This window comes from Anabaena subtropica FACHB-260 (assembly GCF_014697105.1).
Classification (GTDB): domain Bacteria; phylum Cyanobacteriota; class Cyanobacteriia; order Cyanobacteriales; family Nostocaceae; genus Trichormus; species Trichormus subtropicus.
On the sequence record NZ_JACJRF010000009.1, the window covers coordinates 136,511 to 157,331 of the forward strand.

Sequence of the window (20,821 nt, forward strand, 5' to 3'; positions counted from 1 at the left end):
GAGCTAGTAACGGATACGTGGATCAACATAAGCATTGAGAATATCAATCAAAATGCTTGCTGTTACTACTATCGCCCCAAAAAATATCAACACACCTTGGACTGTGGGATAATCGCGATCGGAAATTGCTTGATATAACCTATTTGCTAATCCAGGCCAAGAAAATGTCACCTCGGTCAAAATTGCTCCACCTAGTAGGGAAGCAAAGGTTAATCCTAAAACAGTAATCACGGGAATTAGAGCATTTTTTAAAGCATGAGACACTAAAATCTTATTTTCGGAAATTCCTCTAGCTCTAGCTGCTTCTACATAATCAGCTTTGAGGGTTTGCTTTAAATTGACGCGGACAATTCGCTCAAAAATTCCACTCAGCAAAATTCCTAAGGTGAGGCTAGGAAGAGCTAGATGATGCAAGGAGGTGAAAAACTGCGTCAAGTTACCACTCAGTAAGCTATCAACTGTATATAATCCAGTGAAGCTAGGGGGAGGCGGAAGATTAGGCGGAAAACGGTTGGAATTGGGAAACCAACCCAACTGTACTGAAAAAATCAACTGTAATAGCATTCCTGCCCAAAACATTGGTAGTGCGTAGGTAATAATCCCAAATAGCCGTCCGCCAAGATCAAAAGAAGTTCCAGGGCGAGAAGCTGAAAGCGTACCCACGAAAATTCCGACAATCAGAGCAACCGCCATACTAAATACTGCTAACTCTACTGTCGCCGGAAAATATTGTCCAATAATGTTCCAAACGTGCTGTCCCCGACTCATTAAGGATGTACCTAAGTCAAAACGCAGTAACTCTCCTAAGTAATTTAGGTACTGTAGCCACAATGGCTGGTTTAATCCCAGTTGTTCTCGTAGTTGCTGTTTCGCACTCTCTGGCGCACGTCCGCCCAGAATTGCATCAACTGGATCTCCTGGTGTGGCTCTGAGTAATAAAAATACAATCGTGATAATGGTTAACAGTTGCAAGGGTGCAAAAAGTAACCGAGAAACAATGTAGTATTGTAAAGCTTTTGAGCGAGACATATTTTAGTCAATAGTCAATAGTCATTAGTTTTCTTCTCCCCTCTCCCCTGCTCCAACTGCCTATTTACAATTAAAAGGCAACTTTATCATAATTATGATTTCTTTCCGCCTACTTACTTATCATTCTGAGGTAAATTAAAAGCCAGTTAATTGAAATGAAAACTACTGACTATGAACTATTGACCTTTGACTATTGACTTATAAACTAGATTCTTGCTGGGGTCAAGTTGTACATTATTTACACCTTTGTGGGCAAATACATATTCTGTGTTCTGCCATAAAGGGATGTAAGGTATATCATTCACAATTTGAGTTTGAATTTCTGCAAATATTTTCTGACGAGACGTAGAATCTTGCTCTTGACGTTGCTGATCGATTAATTTGTTGACAGCTTCGCTATAGTAAAAAGAACCTTGAGTTTGGCTGGCACCTTCTTCGCATCCTTTAGCAACTGAGCCTTTTTGACAGGCTAAAAATGGCTGCACATAGTTGTCGGGGTCTAAAAAGTCTGGATACCAATCAACTAGAGCTGCGGGATATAAACCCCTAGAAATATCTTTATAAAAGGTAGGGCCTTCTATCGGGCTGACTTCAATTTGAAGTATACCATCCAGGTTTTGTTCGGCGATCGCTTTTAATGTCTGGGCTGCCAAACTCCGCGCCGCAGAACTAGCAGGATACCAAATCTGTACTCTTGCCGGATTTCCTTGGGAAAAGCCAGCCGCAGCTAGCAATTGTTTAGCTCTATCAAAGTTAGCATCACCATACTTTTCTTTAAAGACTGGTTGGGACACATTAAAAGTAGTCGGAATTAAGCTGTAAAGTGATTCAGCTTGACCAAATAAAGCTCTTTTATTTAAAATTTGCCTGTCAATAATTGATGCTATTGCTTGTCTCACCTCTAGTTTATCTAAAGGTTGCTGATTTCGGTTCAATGCCATAAAAGTAACGACGCTACCTTGAGCCGTTATCGATTGCCAATCTCCTTTTTTAGCACCTGCTTCTAAGCTGTTAATTTGATCTGGTTGTAAGGATAGGTAAGCAACATCTATTGCACTAGTACGAAAGGCGTTGAATAAATTCACTGGACTAGTTTGAATTTGGACATTAACACCTTGATTTTTGGGTTTTTCTCCCCAATATTTATCAAAAACATCAAAGCGTAATGAGTCTGTTCCATACTGCGCTAATTTATAAGGACCAGTCCCAACAAAGGTATCTGGTTTAAATTTACCAGTACCAATTTCATAAGCTGTGGGTGAAACTGCACAAACCCCAGAAAAGGCTAACAGCGAGGGAAACGCCGCAAAGGGTTTTTTCAGTTGAATTGTTAATTCGTAATCACCTGTAGCTTTAACTGAATCTACGGTGTCAGAAAGTAAGAAAGAGGGCTTACCTTTATTTTCAATGAAACGCCGGATACTAAACTCCATTGCTTTGGCGTTAAAGGGAGTACCATCATGAAAAACCACTCCCTGACGTAAGGGTATGGTGTAAGTTAAACCATCTTGGCTCACTTTTGGTAATGCTGTAGCCAACTGCGGTTGAATTTCTGTGCTACCTGGTTCATAAGTATAGAGGCGATCGCTCATATTAAACACTAAACCGAGAGATGCTGATTCATAAGCATCAGCCGGATCTAAAGTGCGTGGCTTGAGTGTCGTTCCTACTGTAATTCGACCATCCCCTGTGGGACTATTGGTAGCACCAGATGTTGATGTAGTTGTTTGTTGGCGAGGAGTGCAACTAATAACCAAAACTAAACACAGACAGAATAAGGAGAGGAATTTTTTCATCCGCCCCCACTGTCTCCCAGGCAAAGCAAACCAGTTCATAGCGTCCCAATTTTTAAAATTAGCGGTCAGCAATTATACTATATAACTTAGCTTTTATATTTTATTGTGCAGAATTTAGTTAGGCTTTGTTGCATTTTGTATACAAAATTAAATTACCAAATAGGTATAAACCAGTATCAAAGTAATTATTGGAAATTGAAAGTATTTGAATTGTCATAAATTAACATTCTTAATCTGTGACTATGATATCTAATAAATAAGCAACAATTATTATTGACTTATCATTTAATCTATTGAGTAAAGTTGTTAATAATTATGGTTTCTTGCGAATTGCAACCTGCTTTTATTGTTGTCACTTAACAACTGAAAATTTGCTACAAAGGAACTTAAACCATGAAATATTTCTTTGTTTCTGAAGGATGGACTATTGGTAGAGTATGGGCATCTGAGGGATTATGGCAAATAACAGCTTGGCGGAGGCAACCTGATATTCAACGCCTCAATATTTCTTTAGTAGAAAATCAAGAATTAATGTGGCTTTATCGCATTGAAGATGCCGTTATTACTGTAGAAGTTACGCCAACCACTCCAGATGTAGTTAATCAAACTATTGGTAAAGTAGTGCTAAAACGACTAATGACGGCAGAACAAGTAATTGAACGTCTAGAGAAAGCCGAAGCTAAGTGTCAGTTACTGAACACTCAATCAGTCTTAATCTAGCTCAATACTCAGTTTGTAGCCACTGCTAGGTATACTCCATGAGTAACTGTAGCGAATTTTAGTCAATGTTCAATACCCTTGTTGTCGCTGGTGCTAGTCGTGGAATCGGTCTTGCAGTAGCCTCACACCTTGCACTCAAGTCCCACCGATTACTAGCTGTATCTCGCACATTAGCACCTATTGGTGAATGGGTAAGCGCTGATTTATCTTCCTTGTCTGGTGTGGAAAAAACCGCAAAAGCAGTTGGTGGCGATGTGCTGGATGCTTTATTGTATATGGGAGGAACTTGGGAAACAAAAGCCTTTACCTCTGAGTACAACTTTGAACATTGTTCAGATGAAGATATTACACGAGTTATCGGAGTTAATTTAGTTGCTCCAATTCGTTTAGTCAAATCTCTTTTACCTGCACTCCGACGCTCTACAAATCCAAAAATTATATTCATGGGTGCGCTATCTGGACGAGATAACTTTCCTTCGAGAGAAGTGGCAAACTCAGCGTCTAAGTTTGGGTTACGTGGAGTAGTTCATGCGCTGCGAGAGGAACTAAGATCACAACAAATTAGCGTAACTGTAATTAATCCTGGCAACGTCGGAACACCAGAAGTCCTTGAGGATTTGGCACAAAATGCGCTTTTAGGAGGTAAAGCTATTCCTCTCAATGATTTACTAAGCATAATTGATTGCATCTTGTCTTTGTCTAGAGAAACCTGCCTCAAAGAAATCGATGTTGCTGCCATGCTTGGTACTGGTGCTTAAGGGACTTCCAACTAAAAAATATACAATCGCTTTGGTGAGCAGGGGAAGTAGGGGAGGCAGGAGAAGTAGGGGAAGAAAAATCCCACGATAATATTTGCTCTCACCCATTGAATATTTTATTTTCTGGAAGTGCTTAAGCCGGAGTTAGAAGCGGACAATAAAATTAGCAAGTGCCAGAAGACAGAAACATTAACCCTTACTTACTTGTAAAGATTTATAAACATACGCAGAATAACTTGTAATGCTGATTTAAGGGAAGATGAACCCTACAGGCGACGTGATACCTAAGGTAAGCTCCGCCAACGCATCAAATGAAACGCTTGCAAACAGTGCCATCATATAGTTACACTTTTTAAAACATTCTCATTTTTACTTGGCGATCGCCACCATCTAGGGACACACTCCCAAAATGGTTGAGTATTGCCGAGAAATACACTATCTGGCTTAACAAAAGTCAGATGTGGTAAAGGATCAGACTCTGGCAATAAAAAAAATTTCAGAGAAGTCCGAGGTGAGGCTTCCAACCTTGGAACCTTAAGTAAGAAAATTGTTTTGTAAACATCACTCATCGAGGAGGAGCGTAGTCGATGGGACTACCCTGGTACCGAGTACATACAGTAGTTCTGAATGACCCAGGGCGACTGATTTCTGTACACTTGATGCACACAGCCCTGGTGGCAGGTTGGGCTGGTTCGATGGCACTATACGAACTAGCTATTTATGACCCCAGCGATCCGGTTCTCAACCCGATGTGGCGGCAAGGAATGTTCGTGCTACCCTTCATGGCACGGTTAGGAGTTACCCAATCTTGGGGCGGTTGGAGCGTTACTGGTGGCCCAGCAGTTGACCCTGGTTTCTGGTCATTTGAAGGAGTTGCCGCAGCTCACATCGTGCTTTCTGGTCTATTGTTCCTAGCTGCCGTTTGGCACTGGGTTTACTGGGATTTGGAACTCTTTAGAGATCCTCGTACTGGTGAACCTGCTCTAGACTTGCCAAAAATGTTTGGCATTCACCTGTTCTTATCTGGTTTACTTTGTTTCGGCTTTGGCGCTTTCCACCTGACAGGATTATTCGGCCCTGGAATGTGGATTTCTGACCCCTATGGAGTCACTGGAAGCGTGCAGCCAGTAGCACCAGAATGGGGGCCGGATGGGTTTAACCCATTTAACCCTGGTGGTGTAGTGGCTCACCACATTGCTGCTGGTATTGTGGGCATCATTGCTGGTTTATTCCACCTCACCGTTAGACCCCCCGAAAGGCTCTACAAAGCCCTGCGGATGGGTAACATTGAAACCGTACTTTCTAGCAGTATTGCGGCAGTGTTCTTCGCAGCTTTCGTAGTTGCTGGAACCATGTGGTACGGCAACGCTACCACCCCTATTGAACTGTTTGGCCCCACCCGTTATCAATGGGATCAAGGCTACTTCCGTCAAGAAATCGAGCGTCGCGTACAATCTAGCGTAGCTCAGGGTGCAAGCCTGTCAGAAGCTTGGTCACAGATTCCCGAAAAACTAGCATTCTATGATTACGTGGGTAACAGCCCCGCTAAAGGTGGTTTGTTCCGTACAGGGCCAATGGTTAAGGGTGATGGTATTGCCCAATCTTGGCAAGGTCACGCCGTATTCACAGATGCTGAAGGTCGGGAATTGACGGTACGTCGTCTGCCCAACTTCTTTGAAACCTTCCCAGTAATCCTGACCGATGCAGATGGTGTTGTCCGGGCTGACATCCCCTTCCGTCGTGCAGAATCTAAGTACAGCTTTGAGCAATCTGGCGTAACAGTTAGCTTCTACGGTGGCGATTTGGATGGTAAGACATTTACCGACCCCGCCGACGTGAAGAAATATGCCCGTAAAGCTCAAGGTGGAGAAGTCTTTGAATTTGACCGGGAAACCTTAAACTCTGATGGTGTATTCCGTACATCTCCCAGAGGTTGGTTTACCTTTGGTCACGCTGTATTTGCTCTTTTATTCTTCTTTGGTCATCTCTGGCACGGCGCTCGGACAATCTACCGAGACGTATTTGCTGGTGTTGATGCGGATCTAGAAGAACAAGTAGAGTGGGGTCTATTCCAGAAAGTGGGTGACAAATCAACCCGTCGGAAGGAAGCTCTTTAATTTTAGGGACTGGGGACTGGGGACTGGGGAAGTATTACCCAGCACCCAATACCTGGTACCAATAACTTAATTACTTGCTGGATAAGCAGGAGTTTTTAACATGGAAAGCGTAGCTTACATTTTAATTTTGACCCTAGCAATAGGTGTTCTCTTTTTTGCGATCGCATTCCGCGAACCCCCCCGCATTGAGAGAAAGGAAGAGAAGTAAGGTAGCTAATACTAAACTTCTCAAGTCAAATAAGACTTATATCCGTTGTTTTTACCAAAAAAACAACGGATATTTTCGGTTTTTACTTTATTACTTTGTGCCTCCGTGTATCCGTGTCTAAATAATTGGGGAACGACACAGGTACAAAGAAACAAAGAAAATTTATTTAGAGCAACGGCTAATTTGCTAACAACTATTTTATATTTATTTGTGATATAATCTTTTTTCTGGAAGTTAATATGTGTGAATACTAGCTTTTCTGCGCTAGGATTAGACAAAGATATAAATGTACACTACCAATTTAGGCAGTTGCATACACATGGCTATTATGGCATAACCATTACGGAGACTAGAACCAGGAACACAACAGCATGGTCAATCAGAATTTAACCGCTACAGAAATTGGATTTACTCACGAAGATTTCGCTGCCCTCCTTGACAAGTACGACTATCACTTCAGCCCAGGAGATGTCGTACCAGGTACAGTTTTTAGTATAGAACCGCGCGGCGCTCTGATTGACATAGGTGCTAAGACAGCAGCATATATACCTATACAAGAAATGTCTATAAACCGGGTCGATGCCCCGGAAGAAGTTTTACAATCAAACGAAACAAGAGAATTTTTTATTCTCACCGATGAAAACGAAGATGGACAGTTAACACTTTCCATCCGTCGGATTGAATATATGCGTGCGTGGGAACGTGTACGCCAATTACAAGCAGAAGACGCTACAGTACGCTCCGGTGTATTTGCTACCAACCGTGGGGGAGCTTTAGTGAGAATTGAAGGACTACGGGGCTTTATTCCCGGTTCTCACATCAGCACCCGCAAACCCAAAGAAGAGTTAGTGGGCGAAGAACTGCCTTTAAAATTCCTAGAAGTAGACGAAGAACGTAACCGCCTCGTTTTATCTCACCGTCGCGCGTTAGTAGAGCGCAAGATGAACCGCCTAGAAGTCGGCGAAGTCGTAATTGGTACAGTTCGCGGTATCAAACCTTACGGTGCATTCATCGATATCGGTGGTGTTAGCGGCTTGTTGCACATCTCAGAGATTTCTCACGAGCATATTGATACACCTCACAGCGTATTCAATGTCAATGATGAAGTGAAAGTGATGATCATTGATTTGGATGCGGAAAGAGGCAGAATTTCTCTGTCTACCAAACAATTAGAACCAGAACCCGGTGACATGATCAAAAACCGTGATCTGGTTTATGATAAAGCCGAAGAAATGGCAGCCAAGTATAGGGAGCAAATGCTGGCTAAACAACAGGGTATTGCTCTGCCCACAGAAGATGCAGAAAATTTAATTGAGGAAGATATACCCTCGGCTACTGAAGATGCTGTAGTTGAAGAAGAAATTACAGCAGTTGAGGAGATTACAGCAGTTGAGGAAATTCCAGCAGTTGAGGAAATTCCAGCAGTTGAGGAAATTCCAGCAGCTATTGAAGAGTAATACAGTTGTAGTTTAACTTTAACTGTCTTTAACAAGAACAAAGCATTTTTAAAAGAGGGAAAACCCCTCTTTTTTATTTTGAATTTTTACGGGTGTAATTTTATGGCTACTATTAAGTGTAGAAATATCAAATTTACTGATATTCAAGCGATTTTATTTGATAAAAATGGTACTTTAGAAAATTCGGAAGCCTATTTGCGATCGCTCGGACAAAAAGCAGCGAGAATAATAGATGCCCAAATACCCGGAATTGGCGAACCCTTACTCATGGCCTTTGGCATTAATGGCAATACTCTCGACCCAGCCGGTTTAATATCAGTAGCCAGTCGCCGTGAAACAGAAATAGCCACAGCCGCCTATATTGCCGAAACTGGTAAAGGATGGTTTGAATCATTGAAAATAGCACGTCAAGCTTTGGATGATGCTGAAAAATACATTGGTGTAGCTCCAGCACCTCTATTTACAGGTGCATTGGAAGTATTACAATCTCTGTCAGCAGCCGGACTAAAACTTGGCATCGTTTCAGCAGCGTCAACATTAGAAGTGAACCACTTTATTGCACAACATCAATTAAGTAATTACATCAAGGGGCAAATAGGGGTAGATGACGGCCCTAGTAAACCAGACCCCATATTATTTTTACAAGCCTGCCAAGCTTTAGGTGTAGAGCCAGGAGCCACATTAATGGTAGGTGATGCTGTGGGTGATATGCAAATGGCTCGTAACGCCAAAGCAGCCGGTTGTATTGGCATTACTTGGGTGAATAAATTAGATAATGTCCAAGGCGCAGATGTAGTGATTAATCAGCTAGATGAAATTCAAATTGTAGAAAAATAACACTAAACTATATAGATAAAGATGAACTAGGCTAAAACCAACTTCCTCCTCTCTCCCGCCTTCACCTAAAAATAATATGTCACAGCTATTCCCTGGAGAAGTATTTGCTAATACTGCTGACTTTGACACTGGGATTCGCCAGCTATTACCTCGCTATGATGAGATGCTGGAAGTTATTGCCCGTTGTCTGCCTTCTACAAGTCATCGTATTTTAGAATTAGGTTGCGGCACAGGCGAAGTTAGCCTAAAGTTACTCCAGCGATGCCCTGATGCTCAAGTTATTGCCTTAGATTATTCACCCCGAATGCTGGAATTTGCCCAAAACAAAATGGCAGCATCTGGGTATAAACAACGCTGGACTGGTGTACAAGCAGACTTTGGGGACTGGGCAATCAATTCTGATAAGTTGAATGTTGGTAGTGAATTTGATGCTTGTGTATCATCCCTAGCAATTCACCATCTTCATGATGAGATGAAGTCAAAGCTATTTCAGCGCATCGCTGCTAGCCTTACGCCAGATGGTTGTTTTTGGAACGCAGACCCTATTTTACCAGAATTACCTGCACTGGGAGAAATTTACCAAGCAGCGCGAGAAGAATGGGCAACTCAACATGAAACCAGTCTGATGGAAGTTCGCGCCAAGATTGGTAACACAAATCCACAAGGATACTCTAGTCAAGACCAACTTGCTACTTTAGATACTCATTTGCAAATGCTGACAAAAGCTGGATTTAAAACAGTAGCAGTACCTTGGAAATATTATGGTTTAGCTATCTTTGGTGGCTATGTGTAACGGTTAGAGACTAGAGGCTAGAGTTGTAGATTTTTTCTGTGAATAGGCTGTATTGAAAAATTTTGCACTCTTTTTACCCGGACGTGCAGAATTTTTGCTGTGTCCATACTCTTATATCGGCGGTTAATTTTTCTGCTATATTTCTAAATCTGACAATGCCTAAAAGATAGCTAGTGTTAATACAGAATACACTTTAATTATTCGTTTATTAACTATTAAGAAATTAGAAATATATGTATTTTTACATAATATTTCATCTGCGATCGCTCTTGAGAAGTACTGTTTACTTTTTATCAACATATTGGAAAATAAAGAGTAGAAACGATTCATCAAAACATTAACCAGGGAATTGCCATCTACATTGCTTTTAATGCTGAGTTCCCGCAGGAGAATAGATTAGATGGCTAGAAATAAAAAGAAATCATCTAGGTTCAATTGTGATCATTCACAAAATACTAGATGTCCTATTTGCTGTGTGATTCCACCGCACATATTAGAAAATATTGCTCTCAATGGTACACCACTGCAAAGAAATTGGGCATTTCAAACATTGAATGTTTCGGCTCAATTGCGCGGACGGAGAAACGCCATTGGTAATATCTTTCTCGCTCCTTCTCCTGGTGAAAAAAGCCGTACTGTTTACGATGCTCAAAACACTGAAAAATTACCAGGAATTATAGTCAGATCTGAAGGCGATAGTCCTAGCACTGATGTAGCTGTGAATGAAGCTTACGATGGGGCTGGTGCTACTTATGATTTGTTTTACGAAATATTTGAACGTAATTCCATTGACGACAAAGGACTACGTTTAGACTCCACTATCCATTTTGGGGTGAAGTACGAAAATGCTTTTTGGAATGGCGACCAAATGGTTTATGGTGATGGCGACGGTGAATTATTTGATCGCTTTACCAAGTCAATAGATGTTATTGCCCATGAACTAACTCATGGTGTGACTCAATATGAGGCAGGTTTAATATATTACGGTGAACCAGGGGCTTTGAATGAATCTTTTTCTGATGTTTTTGGTGCTTTGGTAAAACAAAGGATAAAAAACCAGACCGCAGAGGAAGCCGACTGGCTCATTGGTGATGGTTTATTAATGCCCAAAGTCAACGGTGTTGGTGTCCGTTCCATGAAAGAACCGGGAACAGCTTATGATGACCCCGTTTTAGGGAAAGACCCCCAACCAGGCCATGTCAAAGACCAGTACAATGGCTGGGCGGATAATGGCGGGGTACATATCAATTCAGGGATTCCCAACCGTGCTTTTTATCTAGCAGCCATAGAGATTGGTGGCTACGCTTGGGAAAAAGCAGGTAAAATCTGGTACATTGCTTTACGCGATCGCTTGCGTGCTAAGGCTGACTTTAAAAAAGCGGCCGATGTGACCACACAAGTTGCTAGTGAACTCTACGGTGACAATAGTCTAGAACATAAAGCAGTACAGAATGCTTGGAAACAGGTGGGAGTTAATTCCTAATACTGCTACGAGTGAATCCTGAACTTACGAGACGCTTACGTAGAACGGAGACACTAGGTGTAAACGTCTCGTAGATAGCGCGGTAGTATTGCGTAGCCAACAAAGCAAGCTAAGTAATTCGTAATTAATACCAATTTGAAAAATGATGGGGATGGACGGAGAAAATCCAGAGACACCAAGCACTTTTCAATTCAAAATCCAAAATGGTATGAGGATTCTTGTTAGACTGGGAGGTGAAATATCATCTTCCGGTCTGATTTAAATGCGGGTATTTTTGGAACGCACAGGCGGCTTTGCTGGGATTAGTAAAAGAATAAACGTTGATACAAATAAACTCCCACAGCAGGAAGCAGAGAAACTATGCCAACTGGTAGCAGCAGCTGATTTATTTCAACTACCTCAACAAATTATCTCCTCTTACGGCCAGAGAGATCGCTTTCAATATCAGATGACTATAGAAGATAATGGTCAGCAGCATACAGTAATTGTTAGTGAAGCAGCATTATCCAGTAATTTAAAGACACTGATTGAATGGCTTAATCAAGCACCATCTTTATAAAGGTTGCCAAGCAGTACCTTTGTAACCATAATCAAAAATTTCTGGATGTAAAATTTCGGACAAAATTTCTAGAGAATCTGCCAGCCGTGGACCTGGACGGTTGAAGTAGGAATTACCATCGGTAATGTAAACTCTACCAGTCTGGGCAGCGTGTAGTTTTTGCCATTCTGGGTTTTGGGTAAATAATTGAGCTTCTTGACGAGTCCGAGATAAGTCAAAACCACAAGGCATAAAAATGATGATATCTGGATTGCTGACTAACAGATTTTCCCATTGCAAATGTGGGGAAGGCTGACCCGGAACGGAAAATAATGTTTGTCCTCCAGCTAAATGGACTAATTCCGGAATCCAATTTGCTGCGGTCATCAGAGGTTCTGTCCACTCAATGCAAGCAACTGTCGGTACTTCTTCTAAAGAAAGTCCCTGGATTTTTTGCTGACAAATTTTGACACGAGCTTCTAAATTATCTAGTATTTTTACTGAATCCACACCAAAGATATGAGATACACGTTCAATATCCTGCCACACATCCTCCAGTAGATTAGGTTGTAAAGAAATAATCTGTGGAGAACTTTGTGTAAGTTCTGCAACTGCTTTTTCCACATCTTTGAGGCTAACTGCACAAACATCACACTGGTCTTGCGTCAAAATATGGGTTGGTTGTAATTGTTCTAAAACATCTACCTTAATTTGATAAATACTCAGTGCAGATTGCAGCAAATTATTTACTTCATGATGAATTTTGCTGCTAGGAGCATGACTACTTAAGCGTGCCTGCGTACATACAGGAAGATTTTGGATTTCTGGAGGATAGTCGCATTCATGCGATCGCCCAACCATAACATCACTCAATCCTAAGGTCGCTAAAATCTCTGTTGCACTAGGGATCAGAGATACAATTCTGACATTACCATTTTTCATTGCTCACCTCTAAAACAGCATCTGCGTTCTTAACTCAATTGTTACAGACTTCTACTTCTGAGGTATCTTTCTTCAGGGGAGATTATCCTGCAAAAACCCAAGACAAAATCAAAAGCAAGACATATTTATCTCAATTGCCCTAGCTACCTCCGTAATAAATTTACTTATGTTAAATTTATTATGTTCAAGTTATAAAAACTTTAAATTTATTTCTTAAGTGCGATCGCTTACTTCTATTGTGGCAATTATAGTTAGGAGTGATGAAATTGCGGAACCGATGATGCACAATCTTGTTCAATATTTCATTTTCAAATAATTATTGAAAGAAAAATAGATTTTCCAGATATGTAAAACGTTATGCCGTAATTGTATTTATAAAAATACTTCTAGTTTTTAGAGAACTACAAGGCAAAGTGATTTCTTTCCAAGGACGACACATGCAGGTGCTAGAGGTTAAAGATATTACAGAAAGCCAAGCAACGCAAGACGGTATGCGAATCACAGAAAACGTGCGACGCAAACAAAATCAGACTCTAGTGCAATTGGCAAGAAGCAAAACTTTCCAGCAAGGGCCTCTCCATGCTGTGTTAGAAGAAATCACAGAAGCTGCTGCTCAGACACTTTTAGTGGAACGAGTTAGCTTATGGTTGTATAACCAAGATGGTTCAGCCATTGAGTGTATGGATTTATATGATGTCAGTAAGCAAGTCCATACTTCTGGTCAGTCTCTATTAAAAGCTAGTTACCCAGTTTACTTCCAAACATTGGAAGAGGAACGTAGTATTGCTGTACATGATGCCATTAATGATAAAAGAACCCAAGAATTATCTGTAAGTTATTTATCGGTTTCTGGAGTTGTATCCCTGCTTGATGCTCCTATTTGGGTGGGAGGTCGTTTAGTAGGAGTAGTTTGTCATGAACACTGTGGTGAAGTGCGTCAGTGGACAGCAGAGGAAGAAAATTTTGCAGGCTCAATTGCAGATTTTGTATCTCTAGCCATCGAAGCCAGAGAACGTAATATCGCCCAGGAAGCCCTAAGAAAGAGTGAAAATCAATTTCGAGCAATTTTTGAACTTTCCTCCATCGGTATCGGACTTGTCGATATGAAAGCCCAGATAGTTGATGCTAACCCTGCTTTGTGTCAAATGTTGGGATACAAGCGAGAAGAACTATGTGGCAAGCGCTTTACAGATTATATGTCCCCGCAAAGGGGAGATGTAGAGCTTTATAAACAACTTATTACTGATATTTTTACAGATACTCAGCAAATTGACAAAAAACCACAACTAGAAATCGAACGGCCTTTTGTGCATCGAGACGGTAATTTGGTGTGGACTAAATTGTCTGTTTCTGTAATTCCTGGTTCTCATGGTGAACCAGAGTATTTTTTAGCTATTATCGATAACATTACTGAGCGCAAACAGACTGAAATGAAACTGCGTACTTCGCAAGCCGCAGCAGAAGCTGGTAGTCGAGCAAAAAGTGAATTTTTAGCTACCATGAGTCATGAACTGCGGACACCGCTCAATGCCATTATGGGCTTGTCGCAGTTATTACAACAAGAGATAGTTGGTTCTCTCAATGAAAAACAAAAAGAATATATAAATTGTATGTACAGCAGTGGCGAACATCTGCTAGCGCTGATTAACGATATATTGGATTTATCAAAGGTGGAAGCAGGTAAAGAAGAATTATTACTCTTACCTTTGCTAGTAGTAGATGTATGTAATGATGTTTTATCAACAGTACGCGATCGCGCTCTATCCAAGGGACTAAAACTGAATCATGAAATTGATCCAGAAGCTAATATTTGCATAGCCGATGAGCGGCGGATTAAGCAAATGCTGCTTAACTTGCTGACTAATGCAATTAAATTTACTCCAGAAGGTGAAGTATATTTAATAGTTGAAAAAGTCCCTGAAGGCATAAAATTTACAGTATCAGATACAGGAATTGGTATTGACACAAATCAATTCCAACTCTTATTTGAACCATTTAAACAACTAGATAGTCGCTTAAATCGTCAGTACGAAGGTACTGGTTTAGGTTTAGCTTTGACACGTAAACTAGCGCGGTTGCATGGTGGTGATGTGACAGTAACATCCTCCTTGGGAATTGGGAGTCAATTTACTTTGTTTCTGCCAGACCAAGAAATATAGATGTATTGAAAAAATCGAGTATAAATCTTAATATACGCCTGATAACTGCTAATTATGCACTGATTTAAATGGTGCGTTAACAAGATGTAACGCACCCAAATGATGAACTTAAGGCACAATCAACACCGGACAAGGAGCAAGGTTAATTACGCGAGTCGTGACGCTATCTGTTGCGCCTTCCTCGGTTAAACCTAGCCCCCGGCAACCCATGATGATTAAATCTGCACCAATTTCATCGGCAACATCGCAGATGGTAAAGGCTGGTTTGCCTTGTTTTTCCAAAATTTCTGATGGAATACCTTGCTGCGAAAATAAGGCTTGAGCATCCCTAAGCAGTTTGGCAACCGCTTCTGGAGACACCATTGGATCAGCGCTAGGTGTATCTGGGGAAGATTCCTCTACCACAGACAGTAGTACTAAGTGACTACCATATTTCTGCACAACGTTGGTAACAACATCAGCAGCTTCCCTTGCTTCTCGGCTTTGATCGATTGGAAATAGAACTGTCTTGAACATCTCTGCACCTCCGCACCCCCGACTCCGGTAAAATCTTGATGGTTCTACTTTCAAAACAATAACAAAAAGGCAATCAGGAGGGTTTGGCTGTGTCTAAAAAAACTGTAGCTAGTTTATCTGCGGCTGATATATCTGGTAAACGCGCTTTAGTGCGTGTTGACTTTAACGTGCCTTTAGACGATCAAGGCAACATCACAGACGATACTCGCATTCGTGCGGCTCTGCCAACCATCCAAGATTTGACGAAAAAGGGCGCTAAGGTAATTTTAGCAAGCCATTTTGGTCGTCCCAAGGGTGTAGATGAGAAATTACGTCTTACCCCGGTGGCTAAGAGGCTATCTGAGTTGTTGGGACAAGAAGTTGTCAAAACCGATGACTCAATTGGCGATGAAGTTGCGGCTAAGGTGGCTACTTTGCAAAATGGCCAAGTTCTGTTGTTAGAAAATGTCCGTTTTTATAAAGAAGAAGAGAAAAACGATCCTGAATTTGCCAAAAAATTAGCGGCTAATGCTGATTTTTATGTAAACGATGCTTTTGGTACTGCACACCGCGCTCATGCTTCTACTGAAGGTGTGACTAAATTCCTCAGTCCGGCTGTGGCTGGATATTTGGTTGAGAAGGAATTGCAATACCTACAAAGTGCGATCGAAAATCCCCAACGTCCTTTAGCAGCCATCATCGGTGGTTCTAAGGTTTCTAGCAAAATCGGTGTGATTGAAACTCTACTAGAGAAATGCGACAAGCTGATCATCGGTGGTGGGATGATTTTCACCTTCTACAAAGCTCGTGGTTTGAATGTTGGTAAGTCTCTGGTGGAAGAAGACAAGCTGGAACTAGCAAAGTCTTTGGAAGCTAAAGCGAAGGAACGTGGCGTTAGCTTGTTGTTACCTACAGATGTAGTAGTAGCAGATAACTTTGCGCCTGATGCTAATTCTCAAACCGTTAGCATTGAAAACATCCCCGATGGTTGGATGGGTTTGGATATTGGCCCTGATTCTGTCAAAGTCTTCCAAGAAGCCCTTGCAGATACCAAAACCGTAATTTGGAACGGGCCTATGGGTGTATTTGAGTTTGATAAGTTTGCTGTGGGTACAGAAGCGATCGCTCATACTCTAGCAGACATTAGCAAAACAGGCACAACCACCATCATCGGTGGTGGTGACTCTGTAGCGGCTGTAGAAAAGGTAGGTTTGGCTGATCAAATGAGCCACATCTCTACCGGTGGCGGCGCAAGCTTAGAGTTACTCGAAGGCAAAGTCCTACCCGGTATCGCTGCTTTAGATGAAGCGTAAGAGGCATTAGGGACTGTACTAGAAACTAGAGGCTAGAGGTTAGAAATTAATTACTAATAATAATCTCTAACCTCTAGCTTTGTATCATAAATCTATGTAACCAAAATGCCTGAAGTAAACATAAAAGCTACAAGAGGCAGAGGAACATAACACTTCAAAATTAAAAACTAAAGATAGCTGGAATAAGGGACTTAAAACAATAAACAGTTATCAAGGAACCGATAAGGGTTTACTGATAGGTTTTGTTGAGTTTGCTTAAATACTATTTCTATCAACATTAAGTTTTGAAAAATATATAACCCCATAGACTGAGGATATTAATATTTATTTAAAATGTATTTAAAGGGAATGATTTAGTAAATAGTTATAATGACATCTTCTCACCGCTAACCTGTGCTGGTGTAGCGGGAGTCTCATGGGGGTGTTAGATGAATGATGATGAGTATGATAAAAAGTCTTTAACAAATGTCTCTAAACAAACACCAGAAGCACTGCAACAGCAAATTGAACAGCAACAATTGGTGATGGCTATTGCAGTACGCATTCGTCAGAGTTTACGTCTCAATGAAGTTTTGAACACTACTGTAGCGGAAGTACGCCAGTTTCTCCACGCAGATCGAGTATTCATTTATCGTTTTGAGCCAGACTACAGTGGGTTTGTAGTGGTGGAATCTGTCGGCGATGATTGGGCTGCTGTGTTGAATGTCCAAGTCGAAGATACTTACTTCATGGAAACTCATGGAGAGAGATATAGACAAGGGAGATTTCAAGCCGTAGCAGATATTTATACAGAACACCTGAGTGAATGTCACCGTGATTTACTAGCTCAATTCCAGGTCAAGGCTAACTTGGCAGTTCCCATTTTACAGGGAGAAAAGTTATGGGGACTTTTAGTTACTAACCAATGTAGGGCATCAAGACAGTGGCAGTCTTGGGAAATAGATTTACTCCAACAATTGGCTACGCAAGTAGGTATTGCTATTCAGCAATCGGAATTGTATGAGCAGGTACGGGCGGAACTCAAGGAACGCAAACAGGCAGAACAGAAAATCCGCGAACAAGCAGCCCTACTTGATATTGCTACCGATGCAATTTTAGTCCGAGATTTCCATCACCAAATTTTATATTGGAATAAAGCTGCGGAGCGTCTATACGGTTGGCAAGCTCATGAGGTTATAGACAAAAACACTGACGAGCTTTTCAAAGACAATTCATCACAACTGGAATTAGCCCACCAAAATGTCATAGAGCATGGTTCATGGCAAGGTGAGTTAAATAAAGTAACGAAGTCTGGTAAAGAAATCATCGTAGAAAGCCGTTGGACTCTAATGTTTGATGAATTAGGGCAACCTAAATCCATTCTGAGTGTTGATACAGACATCACCGAAAAAAAACAACTGCAAGCCCAATTTCTCCGCGCTCAACGCATGGAAAGCCTGGGAACCCTGGCCAGTGGTATTGCCCATGACCTCAACAACATCTTGACACCCATCATGTCCTCTATTCAAATGTTGTCCCTCAAGCCTCCCCATATTGATGCACGTCATCAGCAAATACTGAAGATTCTAGAACATAACTCTAAACGCGCAGCTGATTTAGTCAAACAAATTTTAACCTTTGCGCGTGGCTATGAAGGTAGAGGCGTGACTTTGCAAATAGAGCCGTTGCTGTTGGAAGTTGAGCAAATTCTCAATAGCACATTCCCAAAATCTATCAAAATTAGTAAGCATCTACCTACTCAAGAGCTTTGGACTATCAAGGCAGACCCGACACAAATACATCAGGTGTTGATGAATCTGTGTGTTAACGCTCGTGATGCGATGTCTGATGGTGGTAATTTATCTATTTCCGCAGAAAATCTACTTGTAGATGAAAACTTTGCCAGGATGAATTTAGATGCTCAAGTAGGCCCCTATGTGGTCATCACTATTTCAGATACTGGATTTGGCATTCCGCCATTAGTTTTAGAACGAATTTTTGAACCTTTTTTCACTACCAAAGAATCAAGTGAAGGCACAGGGCTAGGACTGTCAACTGTGATTGGCATTGTTAAAAACCACGGCGGTTTTGTTAACGTTCATAGTGAAGTTGGAAAAGGTAGCCAATTTGAGGTATTCTTGCCATCTGTCGAAGACAAAGCAAAACAGCAATTAGAAAACTTCAATTTACCTGTTGGTAAAGGAGAGTTAATTTTAGTCGTAGATGATGAAGCTGCAATTTTAGAAATTACCAAGGCGTCCTTAGAAGATTACAATTACAAAGTTTTAATTGCCAGTAATGGAATTGAGGCGATCGCATTATATGCCCAACATCAAGAGAACATTAGTTTGGTCTTGATGGATATGATGATGCCGTCACTGGATGGGTTAACAGCCATTCGCATTTTGCAAGAAATGAATCCACAAGTCAAGATTATGGCTATGAGCGGTATTGCCAGAGATAACCAACTCGTGGAAGCTGCTAATGCTGGTGTCGATGCGTTTTTGGGGAAGCCTTACAATATCTATGATTTAACTCACGCTATTCACAATGTCTTGAATCAGTCCATCGAATAAATTTTTGCTGAATCTGCTTGGTGATAGAGTGTATCCCGTTGTTGATAAGGTCTGCCTAAGGAAGCGATCGCACTTTGTAAGGTTTCTACTTCCATACACGTACCACCTACAGCACCTGCCATTGTGGTGATATGTTCTTCCATCAACGTCCCACCGATATCGTTACAGCCCCAAACTAAGGCTTCTGTCGCCCCGGCTAGTCCCAATTTTACCCAACTCGGTTGATGGTTAGGTATCCAATTACCTAAGTAAATTCTGGCTACTGCACCTAATAATAGGGCATCGGCTAGAATTGGTTGGTCGCGTCCTACACGACGACGTAAAGATTTAGGCGCTTCTTGACCAACGAAGGGTAAGACGATAAACTCTGTAATCCTGGCTGGGTATTGGTTATGGACGGCTGTTTGTTGGAGCGATCGCAGTTTTTCTAAATGTCCAATTTGCTGTTCTGGGGTTTCAATATGTCCCGATAGTATGGTGCTAGTGGTGTTTAAGCCTAATTTGTGCGCTGTACTAATAATTTCCAACCAAGTAGCGGTATTAATCTTCTCAGGACAGAGTATGCGCCGTACTTCATCATCTAAAACCTCAGCTGCTGTTCCTGGCAAAGAATTAACACCGGCATTCTGCAAAGCAGAGATGACATCGACATATTCCAGTCCATCCAATCTGGCGATAAATTGCACCTCTTGGGGTGAAAAGGCGTGGAGATGAATCTGGGGATATTCCTGCTTGATAGTTTCTACTAGTTTGAGATAGTAAGGCAAGGATTTACCATCTATCTGGGCTTGGGGATGCAAGCCTCCCTGCATACAGATTTCTGTCGCCCCCCTCTGCACTGCATCACGGGACTTTTCCATAATGGCTGCCCAATCTAACCAATAAGCATCAGCATCTCCATCGTCTCGCCGGAATGCACAAAAACTACAGTGCTGCTCACAAATGTTAGTAAAGTTAATATTACGGTTAATTACGTAAGTAACAGTATCACCAGCTTGCAGTTGGCGGAGTTTATCGGCTGTGGCGCGAATAGAGGCGATCGCTCCTAAGTCAGTTTGCGTTAGTAATACTACTCCGTCTTGCATTGAGATATCATCCCCTAGCAAGGCACGCTCAAGAATTACATCAACAGTTTTATACTTCACAGGAAATTAAAAATATCCCTACAAAATTTGTACTTACAAACCTCCAAGCACCCACTTTGTCCTTATCACACCAAAAAATCACATAACTTTCATACTTTGGTTAAGCAAGGTAATTTACTGCATGGTATTGTGGGTCATATTACTTACACTCTCTCTTATTTTATTACCAAGTGAGTAAATTCACGCTAATACACCTAAAGATTTAATTTTTTCTAATTTAATTTTAGTAGTAATTTTTCTGTAATTCCCAATATGAAATTACCAAAATTTAATGTATCTTTACTGATAATCTTATCCGGTATAATTTTTTCCTTATACTTACTATCACGAGTTCCCGATGATATTTACTTTAGTGGAGATGCCGGACTAAGAGCTGATTCGTAAAGTAAATATTAAATAGACAATCGCCTAACCATGAGACGAAGTAAGGAACCATAAATCATGGCTTCACTTACCTCTGAATACACTTCATAATC

17 protein-coding genes are annotated in these 20,821 nt (G+C 41.2%); 12 read left to right on the forward strand and 5 right to left on the reverse strand.

Features of this window, described 5'->3' with window-relative positions; genetic code table 11:
• Nucleotides 1-3: 3 nt before the first annotated feature.
• Together H6G18_RS07910 and H6G18_RS07915 are read right to left on the reverse strand one after the other, a co-directional pair.
• Complete coding sequence (locus tag H6G18_RS07910; RefSeq protein WP_190406540.1) at nt 4-1,029, reverse strand: ABC transporter permease; 1,026 nt, start codon at nt 1,027-1,029, stop codon at nt 4-6.
• A 176-nt stretch (nt 1,030-1,205) separates the two neighbouring features.
• On the reverse strand, nt 1,206-2,864 hold the full coding sequence (locus H6G18_RS07915; protein ID WP_190406541.1) for an ABC transporter substrate-binding protein: 1,659 nt from the start codon (nt 2,862-2,864) through the stop codon (nt 1,206-1,208).
• A 354-nt stretch (nt 2,865-3,218) separates the two neighbouring features.
• On the opposite strand from H6G18_RS07915, the gene H6G18_RS07920 reads away from it, so the two are divergent.
• From H6G18_RS07920 to H6G18_RS07960, 9 genes are all read left to right on the forward strand, one after another.
• Entirely contained in the window at nt 3,219-3,545 is a 327-nt protein-coding gene (locus tag H6G18_RS07920; protein ID WP_190406542.1) for a hypothetical protein, read from the forward strand.
• 65 nt (nt 3,546-3,610) lie between these two features.
• A complete protein-coding gene (locus H6G18_RS07925) occupies nt 3,611-4,303 on the forward strand; it encodes an SDR family NAD(P)-dependent oxidoreductase (RefSeq protein ID WP_190406543.1) in 693 nt (230 codons plus the stop codon).
• 587 nt (nt 4,304-4,890) lie between these two features.
• Nucleotides 4,891-6,420 (forward strand): photosystem II chlorophyll-binding protein CP47, encoded by a 1,530-nt coding sequence (gene psbB, locus H6G18_RS07930; protein ID WP_190406544.1) that lies wholly within the window; start codon nt 4,891-4,893, stop codon nt 6,418-6,420.
• Nucleotides 6,421-6,520: 100 nt separating this feature from the next.
• The gene (locus H6G18_RS07935) at nt 6,521-6,628 is read left to right on the forward strand and encodes a photosystem II reaction center protein T (protein ID WP_190406545.1); all 108 of its coding nucleotides are present in this window, start codon (nt 6,521-6,523) and stop codon (nt 6,626-6,628) included.
• 371 nt (nt 6,629-6,999) lie between these two features.
• Nucleotides 7,000-8,085 carry a 30S ribosomal protein S1 gene (locus H6G18_RS07940; protein WP_190406546.1) on the forward strand — a complete coding sequence of 362 codons (1,086 nt, stop codon included), beginning with the start codon at nt 7,000-7,002 and terminating at the stop codon, nt 8,083-8,085.
• A 102-nt stretch (nt 8,086-8,187) separates the two neighbouring features.
• The gene (locus H6G18_RS07945) at nt 8,188-8,922 is read left to right on the forward strand and encodes an HAD family hydrolase (protein ID WP_190406547.1); all 735 of its coding nucleotides are present in this window, start codon (nt 8,188-8,190) and stop codon (nt 8,920-8,922) included.
• A gap of 76 nt (nt 8,923-8,998) precedes the next feature.
• Nucleotides 8,999-9,715 carry a class I SAM-dependent methyltransferase gene (locus H6G18_RS07950; protein ID WP_190406548.1) on the forward strand — a complete coding sequence of 239 codons (717 nt, stop codon included), beginning with the start codon at nt 8,999-9,001 and terminating at the stop codon, nt 9,713-9,715.
• Nucleotides 9,716-10,115: 400 nt separating this feature from the next.
• A complete protein-coding gene (locus tag H6G18_RS07955; RefSeq protein ID WP_190406549.1) occupies nt 10,116-11,198 on the forward strand; it encodes a M4 family metallopeptidase in 1,083 nt (360 codons plus the stop codon).
• Nucleotides 11,199-11,460: 262 nt separating this feature from the next.
• Nucleotides 11,461-11,757, forward strand: a complete 297-nt coding sequence (locus H6G18_RS07960) for a protealysin inhibitor emfourin (RefSeq protein ID WP_190406550.1) — start codon at nt 11,461-11,463, stop codon at nt 11,755-11,757.
• Here H6G18_RS07960 and H6G18_RS07965 read toward each other — a convergent pair.
• A complete protein-coding gene (locus tag H6G18_RS07965; RefSeq protein ID WP_190406551.1) occupies nt 11,752-12,678 on the reverse strand; it encodes a cobalamin-binding protein in 927 nt (308 codons plus the stop codon). The genes H6G18_RS07960 and H6G18_RS07965 overlap by 6 nt on opposite strands.
• Before the next feature lie 437 nt (nt 12,679-13,115).
• Here H6G18_RS07965 and H6G18_RS07970 point away from each other — a divergent pair, with 437 nt between their 5' ends.
• Nucleotides 13,116-14,837 (forward strand): GAF domain-containing sensor histidine kinase, encoded by a 1,722-nt coding sequence (locus H6G18_RS07970; RefSeq protein ID WP_190406552.1) that lies wholly within the window; start codon nt 13,116-13,118, stop codon nt 14,835-14,837.
• Nucleotides 14,838-14,945: 108 nt separating this feature from the next.
• Here the strand turns inward: H6G18_RS07970 and H6G18_RS07975 are convergent, their stop codons facing one another.
• A complete protein-coding gene (locus tag H6G18_RS07975; RefSeq protein WP_190406553.1) occupies nt 14,946-15,353 on the reverse strand; it encodes a universal stress protein in 408 nt (135 codons plus the stop codon).
• An 89-nt stretch (nt 15,354-15,442) separates the two neighbouring features.
• On the opposite strand from H6G18_RS07975, the gene H6G18_RS07980 reads away from it, so the two are divergent.
• Together H6G18_RS07980 and H6G18_RS07985 are read left to right on the forward strand one after the other, a co-directional pair.
• On the forward strand, nt 15,443-16,645 hold the full coding sequence (locus H6G18_RS07980; protein WP_190406554.1) for a phosphoglycerate kinase: 1,203 nt from the start codon (nt 15,443-15,445) through the stop codon (nt 16,643-16,645).
• Between the two features lie 428 nt (nt 16,646-17,073).
• Entirely contained in the window at nt 17,074-19,200 is a 2,127-nt protein-coding gene (locus H6G18_RS07985; RefSeq protein WP_190406555.1) for a hybrid sensor histidine kinase/response regulator, read from the forward strand.
• Here H6G18_RS07985 and cofH read toward each other — a convergent pair.
• On the reverse strand, nt 19,185-20,345 hold the full coding sequence (gene cofH / locus H6G18_RS07990; RefSeq protein WP_190406556.1) for a 7,8-didemethyl-8-hydroxy-5-deazariboflavin synthase subunit CofH: 1,161 nt from the start codon (nt 20,343-20,345) through the stop codon (nt 19,185-19,187). The genes H6G18_RS07985 and cofH overlap by 16 nt on opposite strands.
• Between the last annotated feature and the right edge of the window lie 476 nt (nt 20,346-20,821).

What these genes read in the sequence shown, in the direction of transcription:
- H6G18_RS07975 (WP_190406553.1), bottom strand. Translation starts at nt 15,353, where the DNA reads ATGTTCAAGACAGTTCTATTTCCAATCGATCAAAGCCGAGAAGCAAGG.
- H6G18_RS07910 (WP_190406540.1), bottom strand. Translation starts at nt 1,029, where the DNA reads ATGTCTCGCTCAAAAGCTTTACAATACTACATTGTTTCTCGGTTACTT.
- H6G18_RS07925 (WP_190406543.1), top strand. Translation starts at nt 3,611, where the DNA reads ATGTTCAATACCCTTGTTGTCGCTGGTGCTAGTCGTGGAATCGGTCTT.
- H6G18_RS07965 (WP_190406551.1), bottom strand. Translation starts at nt 12,678, where the DNA reads ATGAAAAATGGTAATGTCAGAATTGTATCTCTGATCCCTAGTGCAACA.
- H6G18_RS07945 (WP_190406547.1), top strand. Translation starts at nt 8,188, where the DNA reads ATGGCTACTATTAAGTGTAGAAATATCAAATTTACTGATATTCAAGCG.
- psbB (WP_190406544.1), top strand. Translation starts at nt 4,891, where the DNA reads ATGGGACTACCCTGGTACCGAGTACATACAGTAGTTCTGAATGACCCA.
- H6G18_RS07985 (WP_190406555.1), top strand. Translation starts at nt 17,074, where the DNA reads ATGAATGATGATGAGTATGATAAAAAGTCTTTAACAAATGTCTCTAAA.
- H6G18_RS07915 (WP_190406541.1), bottom strand. Translation starts at nt 2,864, where the DNA reads ATGAACTGGTTTGCTTTGCCTGGGAGACAGTGGGGGCGGATGAAAAAA.
- H6G18_RS07955 (WP_190406549.1), top strand. Translation starts at nt 10,116, where the DNA reads ATGGCTAGAAATAAAAAGAAATCATCTAGGTTCAATTGTGATCATTCA.
- H6G18_RS07950 (WP_190406548.1), top strand. Translation starts at nt 8,999, where the DNA reads ATGTCACAGCTATTCCCTGGAGAAGTATTTGCTAATACTGCTGACTTT.
- H6G18_RS07935 (WP_190406545.1), top strand. Translation starts at nt 6,521, where the DNA reads ATGGAAAGCGTAGCTTACATTTTAATTTTGACCCTAGCAATAGGTGTT.
- H6G18_RS07970 (WP_190406552.1), top strand. Translation starts at nt 13,116, where the DNA reads ATGCAGGTGCTAGAGGTTAAAGATATTACAGAAAGCCAAGCAACGCAA.
- H6G18_RS07960 (WP_190406550.1), top strand. Translation starts at nt 11,461, where the DNA reads ATGCGGGTATTTTTGGAACGCACAGGCGGCTTTGCTGGGATTAGTAAA.
- H6G18_RS07920 (WP_190406542.1), top strand. Translation starts at nt 3,219, where the DNA reads ATGAAATATTTCTTTGTTTCTGAAGGATGGACTATTGGTAGAGTATGG.
- H6G18_RS07940 (WP_190406546.1), top strand. Translation starts at nt 7,000, where the DNA reads ATGGTCAATCAGAATTTAACCGCTACAGAAATTGGATTTACTCACGAA.